Annotated in this window: 13 protein-coding genes; 5 read left to right on the plus strand and 8 right to left on the minus strand. The window is 69.0% G+C overall.

Features of this window, described 5'->3' with window-relative positions:
- Positions 1-559 (minus strand): bifunctional 5,10-methylenetetrahydrofolate dehydrogenase/5,10-methenyltetrahydrofolate cyclohydrolase (locus ON27_RS15620; RefSeq protein WP_043726805.1); only part of this gene is annotated, 559 nt, incomplete at its 3' end.
- A 209-nt stretch (positions 560-768) separates the two neighbouring features.
- Between ON27_RS15620 and ON27_RS15625 the strand changes: the two genes are divergently transcribed.
- Entirely contained in the window at positions 769-1641 is an 873-nt protein-coding gene (locus ON27_RS15625) for a YdcF family protein (RefSeq protein ID WP_083887603.1), read from the plus strand.
- 96 nt (positions 1642-1737) lie between these two features.
- Positions 1738-2541 (plus strand): putative protein N(5)-glutamine methyltransferase, encoded by an 804-nt coding sequence (locus ON27_RS15630; RefSeq protein WP_043726807.1) that lies wholly within the window; start codon positions 1738-1740, stop codon positions 2539-2541.
- A 192-nt stretch (positions 2542-2733) separates the two neighbouring features.
- Here the strand turns inward: ON27_RS15630 and ON27_RS15635 are convergent, their stop codons facing one another.
- Together ON27_RS15635 and ON27_RS15640 are read right to left on the minus strand one after the other, a co-directional pair.
- Complete coding sequence (locus tag ON27_RS15635) at positions 2734-3564, minus strand: SDR family NAD(P)-dependent oxidoreductase (RefSeq protein WP_043726809.1); 831 nt, start codon at positions 3562-3564, stop codon at positions 2734-2736.
- A gap of 33 nt (positions 3565-3597) precedes the next feature.
- Complete coding sequence (locus ON27_RS15640; protein ID WP_043726813.1) at positions 3598-5169, minus strand: succinic semialdehyde dehydrogenase; 1572 nt, start codon at positions 5167-5169, stop codon at positions 3598-3600.
- A gap of 149 nt (positions 5170-5318) precedes the next feature.
- Here ON27_RS15640 and ON27_RS15645 point away from each other — a divergent pair, with 149 nt between their 5' ends.
- On the plus strand, positions 5319-6002 hold the full coding sequence (locus tag ON27_RS15645; protein WP_043726816.1) for a TetR/AcrR family transcriptional regulator: 684 nt from the start codon (positions 5319-5321) through the stop codon (positions 6000-6002).
- 13 nt (positions 6003-6015) lie between these two features.
- Here ON27_RS15645 and ON27_RS15650 read toward each other — a convergent pair whose 3' ends face one another.
- Genes ON27_RS15650 through ON27_RS15665 form a run of 4 tightly spaced genes read right to left on the minus strand, consistent with a single transcriptional unit; the run spans position 6016 to position 10386 of the window.
- The gene (locus ON27_RS15650) at positions 6016-6927 is read right to left on the minus strand and encodes a short-chain dehydrogenase/reductase (RefSeq protein WP_245559968.1); all 912 of its coding nucleotides are present in this window, start codon (positions 6925-6927) and stop codon (positions 6016-6018) included.
- Positions 6928-6932: 5 nt separating this feature from the next.
- The gene (locus ON27_RS15655) at positions 6933-8405 is read right to left on the minus strand and encodes a flavin-containing monooxygenase (RefSeq protein ID WP_043726878.1); all 1473 of its coding nucleotides are present in this window, start codon (positions 8403-8405) and stop codon (positions 6933-6935) included.
- A 38-nt stretch (positions 8406-8443) separates the two neighbouring features.
- The gene (locus ON27_RS15660) at positions 8444-9514 is read right to left on the minus strand and encodes a PDR/VanB family oxidoreductase (protein WP_043726819.1); all 1071 of its coding nucleotides are present in this window, start codon (positions 9512-9514) and stop codon (positions 8444-8446) included.
- Entirely contained in the window at positions 9511-10386 is an 876-nt protein-coding gene (locus ON27_RS15665) for a metal-dependent hydrolase (protein WP_051046645.1), read from the minus strand. The genes ON27_RS15660 and ON27_RS15665 overlap by 4 nt, the downstream gene beginning before the upstream one ends.
- Positions 10387-10490: 104 nt before the next feature.
- On the opposite strand from ON27_RS15665, the gene ON27_RS15670 reads away from it, so the two are divergent.
- Positions 10491-11153: a TetR/AcrR family transcriptional regulator gene (locus ON27_RS15670; RefSeq protein WP_043726824.1), complete on the plus strand. Its 663-nt coding sequence runs from the start codon at positions 10491-10493 to the stop codon at positions 11151-11153.
- Here ON27_RS15670 and ON27_RS15675 read toward each other — a convergent pair.
- Positions 11150-12634, minus strand: a complete 1485-nt coding sequence (locus ON27_RS15675; RefSeq protein ID WP_043726827.1) for a flavin-containing monooxygenase — start codon at positions 12632-12634, stop codon at positions 11150-11152. The genes ON27_RS15670 and ON27_RS15675 overlap by 4 nt on opposite strands.
- Positions 12635-13216: 582 nt before the next feature.
- On the opposite strand from ON27_RS15675, the gene ON27_RS15680 reads away from it, so the two are divergent.
- A complete protein-coding gene (locus ON27_RS15680) occupies positions 13217-14269 on the plus strand; it encodes a 3-oxoacyl-ACP synthase III family protein (protein WP_043726880.1) in 1053 nt (350 codons plus the stop codon).
- Positions 14270-14276: the final 7 nt, after the last annotated feature.

The following is a 14276-nucleotide window of genomic DNA, read 5'->3' on the forward strand; positions in this document are numbered from 1 at the left end:
ACCGTGACGGTCGCGCCTTCGCCAGCAGCAGCTGAGCCAGCGGCTTCCCGACGACGTTGGAGCGGCCGACGACCGCGACATGACGACCGGCGAGCTGGATCCGGTGATGTTCCAGCAGTTCGACCACGGCTTCGGAGGTGGCCGGAACGAAACCGTCCAGCCCCGCCGCGAGCAGGCCGAGCGACAGCGGGCTCACACCGTCGACGTCCTTGGCGGCGACGATCGCCGAACTCACGTCGTCGAGCGTGATACCCGCCGGGAGCGGGGTTTGCAGCATGATCGCGTCGGTCGCGGCATCCGCGCCGCGCGCGGTCAGCTCGGCGCGGATCTCCGCGACACCGGCTTCCGGTCCTAGATCGACCGTGTCGCAAGCGATTCCGAGCCGTTCGGCCGCCTTGCGCAGCGAGTTGACGTACCAGGCGCTCGCCGGGTCGTCGTTCGCCACGATCAGGGCAAGGCGCGGGGCGGCGCCGCCCTCGGTGAGCGCGGCGGCGCGGGCCTTGGTATCGGCATTGACGGCGGCGGCGAGTTCCTTGCCGGACAGCGAAACGGTATCCACGTTGACACAGCCTAACGGGCGCGGCCGGACGAATCCCCCCGCCGCCGGGGTCACAGATAGCAAAGTTTTAGCAACTAGCGAAGTGCGGATCGACGCCGCCCTCACAATTGCCGGAGCGCGGGGCAATTCGCCCGTATGGTGATCCATGCTTGCCCCAGCTAACTGCTAGCACGTACCAACCGTTCATCAGCGGAAAGGTGACGACTGTAGTGACGATCTCGAGGCATCGGAAATTTCTCGCCGTGGCGGCGTTCGCCGCGTTCTCGCTCATCGGTCCGGCCGGCGTCCCCGCGCACGCCGCACCGGACACCAGCGCCCTGTACAACTCCGCCCAGCGCCACTTCGCCAACGGCGACGACGCCGCGGGCCGCGCCGACCTGCGCGATCTGATCGGCGCCGATCCCGCGGACGCCGAAGCGCTGGCCCTGCAGGCGATCTGGTCCGACTACGCCGGTGACCTGCCCGCGCTGCTGGACGCCATGGCCCGGCTGCACGCGGTGGATCCCGGGCTGGCGCGGGGCACCGACAATGTGCTCGGCGCCATCCGCGCGGCGGTGGGCACCCTGCCGAATCCGCTGCCCGCGCTGGCGGGACCGCAGACCGGCATCGTCGTGCTCGGCTACGGTCTGCTGCCGGACGGGGCGCTGCGCCCCGAACTCGTCAGCCGGCTCACCGCGGCGTGGTTGCAGTCGATCGCCGCACCGCTCTCGCCGATCGTGGTCACCGGCGGGAATCCGCAGAACGGCATCACCGAGGCCGAGGCCATGCGCCACTGGCTGGTCGGCCACGGCGTGCCGCCCGCGCGTATCCACGTGGAGGGCAGGGCGGGATCGACCGTGCAGAACGCCCTGTTCAGCACCAGGATGCTGCGCGACGTGGGTGCGACGAGCGCGATCGTGGTCACCTCGCCCAACCACATCCGCCGTGCCGTCGCCGATTTCATCGTCGCCGGCACCCGGGTTGTCGGGGCGACGACCTCGCTCGAACAGCTGGTCTCGCAGCTACCCCCGCCCGGCCGACCGGCTCAGCGCGGCATCTATCTCGACGCCACCCGCACCTTCCAGCTCAGCACGGCACGCTGAACTGTCCGGCGATCGGGACTCCCGCCTGCGGCCGCGGGTCCCGATCGCCTGGAAATCCGTTGGCGGGATCAGCCCTGCGCGCGGCAGGATGGCCGGGTGAGGTCAGCCGGAAGCAGCGACGTGGTGGCCCGGCTCCGGGCCGCGGGCTGTGTGTTCGCCGAAGACGAGGCGCGGCTGCTCACGGCCGCCGCCGAGGAGACGGGTGTGGCGCTCGAATCGCTCGTCGCCCAGCGCGTCGCCGGCAGTCCGCTCGAGCACCTGCTCGGCTGGGCGGAGTTCCGTGGCCTGCGGGTCGGGGTCTGTTCCGGCGTCTTCGTGCCGCGGCAGCGCACCGCGTTCCTCGTCGACCTGGCGGTGGAGCTGATCCACGCCCGGCCGGGGCATCCGGTGGTGGTCGACCTGTGCTGCGGCTCCGGGGCGCTCGGCCTCGCGACGGCGACGACCGCGGCCGCCGAGGGCCGTCCGGTCACGCTGGCCGCCGCCGACATCGATCCGGTCGCGGTCGAGTGCGCCCGCGGAAACCTCACGCCGATCGGCGCGCCGGTCTACCGAGGCGATCTCTTCGAGCCGCTGCCGGAGGAATTGCGCGGTTGCGTCGACATCCTGCTCTGCAACACCCCGTACGTCCCGTCGGACTCGATCGCGCGGATGCCACCCGAAGCCCGCGACCACGAACCGCGCACCGCCCTCGACGGCGGCCCGGACGGCTTGGACGTGTTCCGCAGGGTCGCGGCGGAGGCCGCCGACTGGCTGTCCCCGGGCGGGCAGCTGCTCGTGGAGTCCAGCGAGCAGCAGGCGCCGATCGCCCTCGCCGTGCTGGCCGAACACGACCTCGACGGACGCGTCGCGCAGTCACGAGAGCTGTACGCGACCGTCGTCATCGGCGCCAAGCCCCGTTGACGGCGACGGCAGCTGTCGCCTCTGCGCTCGATCATGGATCAGGGTTCCGTGCTCGGCCCGGGAGGCGCGAGCACCATGCGGTGGCGGACGCGGTGCCTCGGGGATGGCACGACGACGCCGCCTCTCGTTCCGACGTCCATTACGGGTGGTAGCACTTCCAGGTGCGCCCGGGTGGCCGCCGGAGCACCGTGCCTAGTTCTTGCGGCCGGTGAACTCGTCCATCGAGTGGTAGACGCCGACCGTGTCCAGGAACAGGTCGCGCAGCTTGATCGGCAGCAAGCCGGAGATCGCCTTGTTCAGGCGCGAGGTCCACGGCAGCACGACCAGCGGCGTGCCGTTCTTCATCTCGCGCCACGCGGTGTCGACCACCTTGTGCTGTTCCAGGATCGGGGTGAACAGGAAGCCTCTGGCGCCCTCGAACATTCCCGTGTTGATGTAGGTCGGGCAGATCGTGGTGACCTTCACGTGGTCGTGGCCGGCCTGTTCCAGTTCGATGCGCACCGAGTCCGACCAGCCCAGGGCCGCCCACTTGGACGCGGCGTACACGCTCATGCGCGGATTGGACACCAGACCCGCCGAGGACGCGATGGTGAGCACCCGCGCGTCGGTGGCGCCGGCCACCATGGCGGGCAGGAACTCCAGCGTGACGTACATCGGGGCGAGCGAGTTGATCGCCATCGTCTTGTCGATGTCGGCGCGGTCGCCGGTCTCCCAGAAGTAGGTGTTGCCGCGCACGATGCCCGCGTTGTTGACCAGGACGTCGATGCCGCCGACCTGCTCGCGAACGGTCGCCGCCGCCTCGGTGATCGCCTCGGGCGAGGCCACGTCGACCACGTGGTGGTGAATCGCGCTGCCGCGGCCGCTCAACTCGGCGGCGGTGTCCTTCAGCACGGCCTCGTTGATGTCCCACAGCACCACCGCCGCGGCGCCTTCGCGCACCGCGCGCTCGGCGAACAGCTTGCCCAAGCCCATCGCGGCTCCCGTCACCAGGACCCTCTTGCCCGCGACCGTGTCCAGTTTCATCCGTACTGCTTTCTGATCCGTGAGTCGTCCGAGTTACTTCTGCCGAAGCGTTTTCATGACGCCGAAGTACAGCGTCATCGTCTTGGCCCATACCGCTTCGGACATGCCGGGCAGCGGCGCGATCGGCAGCATGCGCTGCACCGCGATGGTCTGCGTGTCGATGTACTTGAGCAGGCCCTCGGGACCGTGCCTGCGGCCGGTGCCGGAGATGCCGAGCCCGCCCGAGGGCGCGTCGGCGCTGCCCCACGCGGCGATGAAGCCCTCGTTGACGTTCACCGAGCCCGCGTTGATCCGCGCCGCCACCGCGCGGCCGCGGCCGATGTCCTTGGTCCAGACGCTGGCGTTGAGGCCGTAGGCGGTGTCGTTGGCCTGTTCGACTGCTTCGTCGTCACTGCTCACGCGGTAGATCGAGACCACGGGGCCGAAGGTCTCCTCCCGGTGGACCGTCATTCCCGGCCCCACCCCGGCCAGCACGGTCGGCTCGTAGAAGTACGGGCCGAGGTCGGGGCGCGCCCGGCCGCCCGCCAGCACCGTGGCGCCCTTGGACACCGCGTCGTTCACGTGCGCGACCACCGTGTCGAGCTGGCGCTGGAAGGTCAGCGAGCCCATGTCGCTGTCGTAGTCCAGACCGCCGCCGAGCCGGATGGCCTCGACGTGCCCGACGAACTCGGCGACGAAACGGTCGTAGACGCTGTCGTGTACGTAGATCCGTTCCATCGACTCGCACAGCTGCCCGGCCGAGGCGAAGCAGGCCCGGATGGCGATTTTGGCGGCGCGCGAGACGTCCGCGTCGGCGAGCACCAGCAGCGGGTTCTTGCCGCCGAGCTCGAGCGAGTACCCGATCAAACGCTCGCCCGCCTGCTGGGCGATCGTCCGTCCGGTCGCGCTGGAGCCGGTGTAGTCGACGTAGTCGGCGCGGGCGATCACCTCGCCGCCGATCACCGAGCCGCGACCGAGCACCGCCTGCCACAGCCCGCGCGGCAGTCCGGCGCGGACGGCGGCGTCGATGGCCCACAGCGCGGTGAGCGCGGTCTGGTTGTCCGGGCGCGCCACCACGGCGTTGCCCGCGATCAGGGCAGGCAGCGCATCGGAGGCGGCCAGCGCCAGCGGGTAGTTCCACGGTGAGATGACCGCGACCACGCCCTTGGGCCGGTGCCGCACGTCGACCTGGGTGAGCACGGGAAGCACTCCGCGCGGCTTGCGGGTGGCCAGCAACCGGGCGGCCACCGACGCGTAGTACCTGGCGTTCACGGCCACGTCGCCGACCTCGTCGAAGGCGTGCGCCCGCGCCTTGCCCGTCTCGGTCTGCACGATGTCCAGGATCGCGTCCTGCTCGGCGAGCACGATGTCGTGGAACCGGCGCAGCACCGCGACCCGCTCCCGGACCGAGCGCCCCGCCCACTCGCGCTGCGCTCGCCGGGCGGTGGCGAAGGCGGTCTCGATGTCCTCGGTGGAGGACTGCGGCAGGTCGGCGATCTTCGCGCCGGTCGCGGGAGCGAACACCTCGACGGCGGGCGCGCCGCCCGCGACGGCGTGCGCCAGCAACGGCTGCACCAGCGACGAGGGCAGCGCGTCGGCGGCGGCCGGCTGCGAGGTGGTCGTCATGGGCGGTCCTCTCGAGGACGGTGGGCCGCGCCGCAGGCGCGCCTCATTAAATGAACAGTGGTGTTAGATTAATGTTCATGTCACACCTCGTGTCAAGCTGTTCGTCGTGGCGCACAGGAATCTCAGGGTCCGCGTTGTGAGGCGGCACGATGTCCGGTGAGTCCACGACCACGCGGCGCGGCCGGCCGCCGCAGACGCAGGAGCAAGCCGAATCGGTCCGCGCCCGGATCGTGCTCGCGACCGCGGAAGTGTTCACCCGAACCGGATCGCGCGGGCTGAGCGTCGCGCAGATCATCGAGCAGGCGGGGTTGGCCCGGCCGACTTTCTACCGCTATTTCGGCAACGCGCAAGAACCGTTGCTCGCCGTGCTCGACACCTCGAACGAGGGGTTGGTCGGCGGCATCCGCACCGCGCTGACCGGCACCGACGAGCCGGTCGAGCTGGGGATCCGGCTGATCGACGCCTATCTGGACTGGGCGCGCGGGCACGGCCCCATGCTGCGGCCGCTGTTCGCGGAGCTGCACGATCCGGGCTCGCCGGTCTCGGCGTACCGGGAGCGCGCGCTCGACGACATCCGCGGCCTGGTGCGCGAGACGTTCGCTGAGCTGGGCCGCCCGGTGCCGAGCCCGCTCGACCTGGACGCCGCGCTGCACTTGTGCGAGTACGTGGTCTACCGGATCTCCGCGGGCACCGCTCCCGGCGCCGAACCGGACGCGGAAACCGTCGCGGCGGCACGCCTGACGATGATCCGGGTGCTGCTCACGACGCTCGGTACGCGGGTCGACGTGGAGTACGCGTTGACGTTGCCCACGATCTTCCCCGCCGAACCGTAGCGCCGCACGTGCGTCAGCGCGGTAGCGGCGTCGCGGGGTGACTGTCGACGACGCGCCGTTCGACCCGATGGATCAGATCGTGCACGCGCGGGTCACGCGCGAGCCTGCTGTCCAGCACCACGTTGATCACGCCGCGCAGCAGCGCGTAGGGCTCCCACTGCGGCGGCGCGATGGTGCGCGCCGCGCGGCGGGCGATGCCGTCGGCGATGGATTCCGCCGCGTCACCCACCGTGATGCGCACGTTGAGCGGCCACGGCAGCAACGCGCCGAGAGCGGCGCCCAGCTCGTCCTTGTCGAGGGTGCCGTGGGTCATCGCGGTGTCGACGATGCCGAAGTACGCCACGCCCGCACTCGCCCCGACCGCGGCCAGCTCCACCCGCAGCGCCCGCCCGAACTGCTCGACCGCGGCTTTGCTCACCATGTAGGGCGAACCGCCCATGCCGGGCGCGAAGGCCGCGGCGGAGGAGACCACCACGACGTGTCCCTTCGCGGCGACGATGTCCTCCAGCGCCGGGTGCACGGTGTTGAACACGCCGGTCACGTTGATTCCGATGACGCGATCGAAGTCCCCGGGATTCATCGTCCGGATGGTCGCGGGCTCGGGCACCACTCCGGCGTTGGCCACGACGACATCGATCCGGCCGAACCGCTCACGCACCCGAGCGACGGCCTCACGCATCCCGATTCGGTCGGAGACGTCCGCGCGCACGACCAGCGCGCGGTCCCCCATGGAACGCCCGACGGCCGCGGCGGCGGCCTCATCGATATCGATCAGCGCCACCGAAGCGCCGGAAGCGTAGAGCTTCTCGGCCAGCGCCCGGCCGATGCCGGTGCCCGCCCCGGTGATCACCACGATCCGGTCACGGACGTCCAACCGGTGTTCGGCGGGCGGGGACAGCAGTTGACGCAGCAGGTCGGCGACCACGGCGCTCACCCGGCCCGCAGCCGGTAGGACTCCGGATCGAACCGTCTTGTGCGCCGCTGATATTCGAAACTCCAGTTCGGGTACAGGCCCGCGTTGCCACCATCGGCGGTCTGGTAGTAGCTGCGGCAACCGCCGGTCAGCCATGCGGTGTCGCGGCTGCGCTCGGTCACCTCGTCCAGGAAGGCCCGCTGCACCTCCTCGCGCACATCGATCCGCCGAATGTTCCGCGCACGCAGGGTGGTCACGGCATCGACGATATAGCGCACCTGCGCCTCGATCATATAGATCGCGGACTGATTGCCCGCCGCACCGAACGGTCCCAGGGTGCAGAAGAAGTTCGGGAAGCCCGCCATGGTCGTGCCGAGGTAGCTGCTCGGCCGCTCGCGGTACCGATCGCCGATCGACTGTCCGCCGATTCCGTGCACCCGGTCGAAAATCGCGGGAGGCACACCGAATCCGGTGCCCCAGATGATCGTGTCCACCGGGTGTTCGGCGCCGTCGGCGGTGACGATGGACCCGGCGCGGATCTCCTGGATGCCTTCGGTCACGACCTCGACGTTCGGTCGGGTCAGTGCCGGATAGTAGGCGTCGGAGAAGATGGCCCGCTTGCACCCGATCACGTAGTCGGGGGTCAGTTTGCGGCGCAGCGCCGGATCGCGCACCTGGCGCAGCAGCTGCAGCCTGCCGAGCGCCTCGTACGGATGCCGGAACCGCTTGTCCACGAAACCGACCAGGCCGAATCCTTCGATGCCGGTGTAGCACAGACCGCGGATCGCCTTGCCCAGGACGGGCATCCGGCGCAGCAGCGCGCGTTCGGCGGGCAGCGTGCGGCGATCCAGCCGCGACACGATCCAGGGCGCCGAGCGCTGGAACACCGTCAGCGTGCCGACCACGGGCTGGATCTCGGGGATGAACTGCACGGCGGAGGCGCCCGTCCCGATCACCGCGACCCGCTCCCCGGCGAGATCGTGCTCGTGATCCCAGTGCAGCGAGTGGAATTGCGTCCCTGCGAAGGTCTCCGCACCCGGCAACCGCGGGATCCGCGCCTCGCTGAACGGCCCGACGGCGGAGACCAGCACATCCGCGGTGAGGTCGCCGCGACTGGTGCGCAACCGCCACCGTGTGGCCGCCTCGTCCCAGCGAGCCTCGGCCACCTCGACGTCGAACCGCATGTGCCGCACCACGTCGCGGCGCGTCGCGACCGACCGAAGGTAATCGAGGATTTCCTGCTGGGTCCCGTAGGTGCGCGACCAGTCGGGATTGGGCGCCCAGGAATACGAGTACAAATGCGAGGGCACGTCGCAAGCACAGCCCGGATAGGTGTTGGCCCGCCAGGTGCCGCCGAGATCACCCGCGCGCTCGAGCAGCACGAAATCGTCGATGCCCGCTTCGCGCAGCGAGACCGCCAGGCCGATCCCGGCTATCCCGGCCCCGATGACCGCGATCGGGACGTGCTCCGGCTTCGCCGCCACTGCCATGTCTTCCTCCCACCGGCGGGCGCCGTTGCCCGCCCAGCTCACAGATCCAGTTCGAGTTCACCGCCACGCGCCCGGGAGACGCAGGTCAGCAAGGCTTCCGCACGCTCGGAATCCAGCAGCGTCCGGTCCCGGTGGTCCACCGCGCCCGCGAGCACCCGCGTCTTGCAGGTGCCGCAGAATCCCTGCTGACAGGAGTAGGCCACGCCGGGCAGCACCCGCCGGATCGCGCTGAGCGCGGACTCGTCGGCAGCGACCTCGACGTCGAAACCACTGCGGTGCAGCCGGATCCGGAACGGCTCGCCGTCGCGCACGGGCAGCGGGGAGAACCGCTCGGTGTGCAGCGAGGCCGTCGGGTCGTGCAGGGCGAGCACCGCACGCGCGGCCTCGGCCAGCGGCGGCGGCCCGCAGACGTACACCGCCGCGCCGGGCGGCGTCTGCTCGAAGATCATCCGCGCGTCGGGTGCGCCGAACTCGTCGTCGGGGCGCACCACGACGTCGCCGCCGGTGTAGCGGGCCAAGTCGTACAGGAACGGCATGCGCGATCTGGCCCGGCCCAGATACATCAGCCGCCAGGGCACTCCGGCACGCTCGGCCGCGGCGACCATCGGCAGGATCGGGGTGATCCCGATGCCGCCCGCGACGAACAGATAGCACGGCGCCGCGACGAAGGGGAACGCGTTGCGCGGACCGCGTACGCACAGCCGGTCACCTACCCGCAGGTCCCGATGGATCTCCGCCGATCCGCCTTCGCCGTCGGGGATGAGGCGCACCGCGATGCGATAGAAGCCGCGATCGGCGGGATCGTTGGTCAGCGAATACTGTCGCTGGCGACCGGACGGCAACAAGACGTCCAGATGCGCGCCCGGCGTCCACGCGGGCAGCGGACCACCCTCCGGATGGCGCAGCCACAAGCTGACCACGCCGTCGGCCTCGTGCCCGATCCGGTCGATCACCACCTCGAAGTCGTAACCGCTGTGCCGCACCGGCCGGGGCGGCGAAAGCAGCCGCGCGGCAGAGCCCTCGGTGAACAGCCGCTTGTAGGCGTCGGCCGCCGAGCCGATCAACCGCAGCGCGGGGCCGGGCTGGAACCGTTCCCCGACGGCGGTCACGCGCCCGCCGCCCTCGCCGCGGGCGACTGCGCGAGGTAGCGCAGCGCGTTGTCCATCGGGCCGAGCTGCGACGGGTGGAAACCCGGCCGCAGATAGCGCGGGATCTCGGTGAAGAACGTGGTGAAGCTCGGCACCACACCCCGCACCGAGGCGCTGGCCAACTGGAGCGGCCAGAACCGTCCTTTGTGCTTCGACGGGTCCTTTTGGAACAGATAACCGCTGGAGACGACGAACAGGACCAGCAAGCCCGCACTCGCGAGGAACGCCTGCCGCGCCTTGCGGGAGTATCCGCCGTCGATATGCATGTACGCGTCGTAGACGACGCTGCGGTGCTCGACCTCCTCGGCGCCGTGCCAGCGGATCAGGTCGAGCATCGCCGGGTGCATGCCCTTGGCTTCGAGCTTGTCGTTGGTCAGCAGCCATTCGCCGATCACCGCGGTGTAGTGCTCCATGCCCGCGAACAGCGCCAGCCGCTCGCACAGCCACTCCCGCTTGGCCCGCCCGCTCAGGCCGTGGTCGCCGAGCACCCGGTCGACCAGCCAGCTCACCCGGTCGACCATCGGGCCGACTTCGAGGCCGAGCCGTTCCAGCTGCTCACGTGCCTTCTCGTGGGAACTGGCGTGCATGGATTCCTGGCCGATGAAGCCGCGGACCTCCTCGCGTAACCGCTCGTCCTCGATCAGCGGCAACGCCTCGGCCAGCGCCTGCGCCATCGCGCGCTCGCCTTCGGGGAGCACCAGGTGCATGACGTTGATGATGTGGGTGGCCATCGCCTCGCCGGGGATGTAGTGCAGCGGCACCGTGGCGAAGTCGAACTCCACGGCTCGCGCGTTGATGGCGTGAGTCTGGTCGGCATATACGGCAGAGCCCATCTCGCACCCCTCGTCGTCGATCGGTGTCTTCGCAATGTATTACTGACATCAGATGCTGTCAACATCACATGATGTCAAATCGGTCGCTATGAGAGGATGACGCCATGGACCAAGCCGACGGAGCGATCCCGGGCATGCGCCGCTGGCGCGGGCAATCCCCCGCCGATCGCGTCGCCGCGCGCCGGGAACAGCTGATCGAGGCGTGCACCGAGCTGATGGCGACCATAGGCGCCGCCGAGACGTCCATGCGGGGAGTCTGCCGCCAGGCCGGGCTGACCGAACGCTACTTCTACGAGAGCTTCCAGAATCTGGACACGCTGCTGACGACGGTGCTGGACAGCGTAGTGCTCGGCGCGCGCGACCGCCTGCTCGACGAGTTGCCCAACGCGCCCATCGAACGTGACGCGATGTTCCGCCACATGGTGGCCGTCTTCACCGACTATTTACTGGAGGACCGCCGCCGCGGGCGGATCATGTTCATCGAATCCCAGGCCACTCCGGTGCTGATGCCGCGCGCCAACGAGCTCATCGGCTTGTTCACCGCGCCGATCGCGCTGACCATCAGCGCGGGCGACTACACCCAGCCCGTCCCCGACGAACACGACTACGCGCTCAACGCCAGCGCCATCTTCGGCGCGCTGGCCTATCTCTATCGCCCCTGGCTGGACGGTGAGATCCCGGTTTCGCGGGAGCGTTTCGACGCGCACGCCGCCGACGTCATCGAGCGGATCGCCACGGCGCGCTCGTCGCTGAGCACCGAGGCCTAGCCGCGGGCGCCCGGCGCCTGCGCCCGCTCGAACCGCATGGCCCGGTCCGCGATCCGGCCGTAACGCAGCGTGACCAGATCGCGCAGATAGTTCATGCGCAGACGCCACGGCGCCCGATCGCCCTGCACCGGAAACAGGTTCGCCGCGCGCCGCACGTACCCGGGAGTGAAGCCACCGAACAGCGACTCGGCGCGGACCGACGGGTCGCGAACCGGCACGCACCGCACGTATCCGTGTTCGTCCATGTATCCCAGCAGCCGCACGACGTACTCCGCGACCAGGTCCGCCTTCAGCGTCCATGAGGCGTTCGGATAGCCGACGACGAAGGCGAAATTCGGCACGTCCGACAGCATCATCGCCTTGTACGCCATACGCTGCGCGGGCGTCACCGGCGAGCCGTCCACGACGAGTTCGACGCCGCCGAAGGCCTGCAGTTGCAAACCCGTCGCGGTGACGACGATGTCGGCGTCCAGGCTCGCGCCGGAAGCCAACCGCAGACCGCGCTCGGTGAAGGTCTCGATCCGATCGGTGACCACCTCCAGCAGGCCGTGGCGGATGGCGCGGAAGAAGTCGCCGTCGGGTGCTAGGCACAACCGCTGATCCCACGGGTCGTACCGGGGCGTGAAATGGGTGTCGATGTCGTAGCCCGGGGGCAGCCAGCGCTGTTGCCAGCCGCGGATACGCTTGCGGGTGCCCGCGGGATCGCGCCTGCTGAGCTGGTACAGCGCGGTGGAGATGGCGATGTTCTCGGCACGGGCGAGCGCGTAGGCGGCACGCGGGGGCAGGAAACGGCGCGCGGTGAGCGCCAAGCGGTCGCGGGCGGGCGCGGAGACGATGTAGCTCGGACTGCGCTGCAGCATGGTCACCCGCGCGCCGGAGGCGGTGAGTGCGGGGGCGAGCGTGACGGCGGTGGCGCCACTGCCGATCACGACCACCCGCTTGCCGGCGAAGTCGAGCCCATCCGGCCAGAACTGCGGGTGCACGATGGGGCCGGCGAACCGCTCGGAGCCGGCGAAGCCGGGCGAGTGTCCCGTGTCGTAGCGGTAGTACCCGGCACAGGAGAACAGGAATCCCGCTGTGAACGTGACAGTTTCGCCGGTATCGCCGCGTTCCGCACGCACCGACCAGAGGTTGTCGGCGCTCGACCATTCGGCGCTCACCACGCGATGACGGAAGCGGATTCGGCGTTCGACGCCGTATTCGGCCGCGGTCTCGCGCAGGTAGGCGAGGATGTCACCGCCCCGGGCGATCGACTCCTCGCCCAGCCACGGCTTGAATCGGTAGCCGAGGGTGTACATGTCGGAGTCGGAGCGGATGCCGGGGTAGCGGAACAGGTCCCACGTCCCTCCCAGGTCCGCTCGGCTCTCCAGGAGCAGGTAGGTCCTCTGGGGAAACGCGCGGCGCAGATGACAGGCCGCGCCGATGCCGGAGAGACCGGCGCCCACGATGAGGACGTCGACATGCTCCACTCCGGTCGCCATAACCTCTTCCTTCGATCGCCCGCGCACGTCCGGGCGCACCGCGGCGACGCGCCCGCCCTGAGCCTATCGGGCCAGGTGGAGGGTTGGAGACACACACCGGGCACAACTCGGCCGAGGTCGGTGATCCCCTGCGCCGCAACGATGTTCGGCCCGCGCGCGAGGGAAACACAGGTCGCGATACCGACCGGTCACGAGGTCCGCGATTCGCAGTGAACTCACTCACATCCACCGAGGGAGCCGCCCTGGCGGCCACTCACGAATTGCCGCCATTCGGCAATAGCCGATAGGTTGCCATTCCCGGAGCGTCGCAATCGCCCCCACCGGGCACCACATCGCATCCGGAACCCGAAAAGCAACGACAACCCGAAACGGGGGGTCACATCGCAATACTGCGAACGCCATAGCCAGCCGATCACCGGTTGGTGATACCTCACGAAACAGATACTTCGCCGAGTGATTTCCGTCTCAGACGCCGCGCTCGCAAGGGATATAGCCATTTGTTGTTACTGTCGGGTAGTGTTCACCGCACCGACGATCAGAGTCGATCCGGAACCGTATATCTCGACGATTTCAGGAGCGCTCGTGTCTCCCCATTCTCGCTTCGAATCCATCGGCGCCTATCTGCCCTCGAATATCCTCACCACCGAGGAGCTGCTGTCCCGGCTCAAAGAACCGCCTTCGTTCGATCTGGAGAAAATCACCGGCGTCCGCGAGCGCCGGGTACGCGACACCCGGCCGGAAAGCCACGAGGACTCGTTCACACTGGCGATGAAGGCCGTCGAAGACTGTCTTTCCAGGTCACAGTATGCACCGGAAGATATCGACGTCGTCATCTCCGCCTCGATCACGAGGAGCAAACAGGCGACCAGGGTATACATGGAGCCGTCGTTCGCCGGTTCGATAAGCCGTCTTATCGGTGCTAAGAACGCAATCACGTTCGATATCGCGAACGCCTGCGCCGGAATGCTCACCGGAACCTACATCCTCGATCGCATGATTCGATCCGGGGCCGTTCGCAACGGGCTCGTCGTCAGCGGCGAGGCAATTACTCCGATCGCCGAAACCGCAGTGGCCGAGATTTCCCAGAAATACGATCCGCAATTCGCCTCGCTGTCCGTCGGCGACTCCGGCTGCGCGATCGTCCTGGACCAGGCCGTCGACGAAAACGACATGATCCACTACATCGAGATGATGACCGCCGCGGAATACGCGCAACTGTGCCTGGGCATGCCGAGCAGTAAAACGCAGGGCATCGCGATGTACACCGACAACCGCAAGATGCACAACGAGGACCGATTCCTGCTCGGCACCAATACCCAGCGGAAATTCCTCGAGGCGCAGGGCAAGACCTTCGCCGACGAGGCGTTCGACTACGTCATCCACCATCAGTTCGGCGCCGCGGCCATACCGTGGATGAACGCCATCGCCGAGCGGGAGTTCGGCAGCCCGATGCCGCCGGACCTGCGCGTCATCGAGAAGTACGGAAACACCTCCACCACTTCGCATTTCATCGTGCTGCACGATCAGCTCAGCGAGCAGAACATCCCCGCCGGATCGAAGTTGCTGCTGGTGCCCGCGGCCTCCGGCATCGTCACCGGATTCCTGTCCACCACCATCTCGTCGCTGAAGGTCTGAGGTCGGT

Origin of the sequence: Nocardia asiatica NBRC 100129 (genome assembly GCF_000308415.1) — a bacterium.
Taxonomy (GTDB): Bacteria; Actinomycetota; Actinomycetes; order Mycobacteriales; family Mycobacteriaceae; genus Nocardia; species Nocardia asiatica.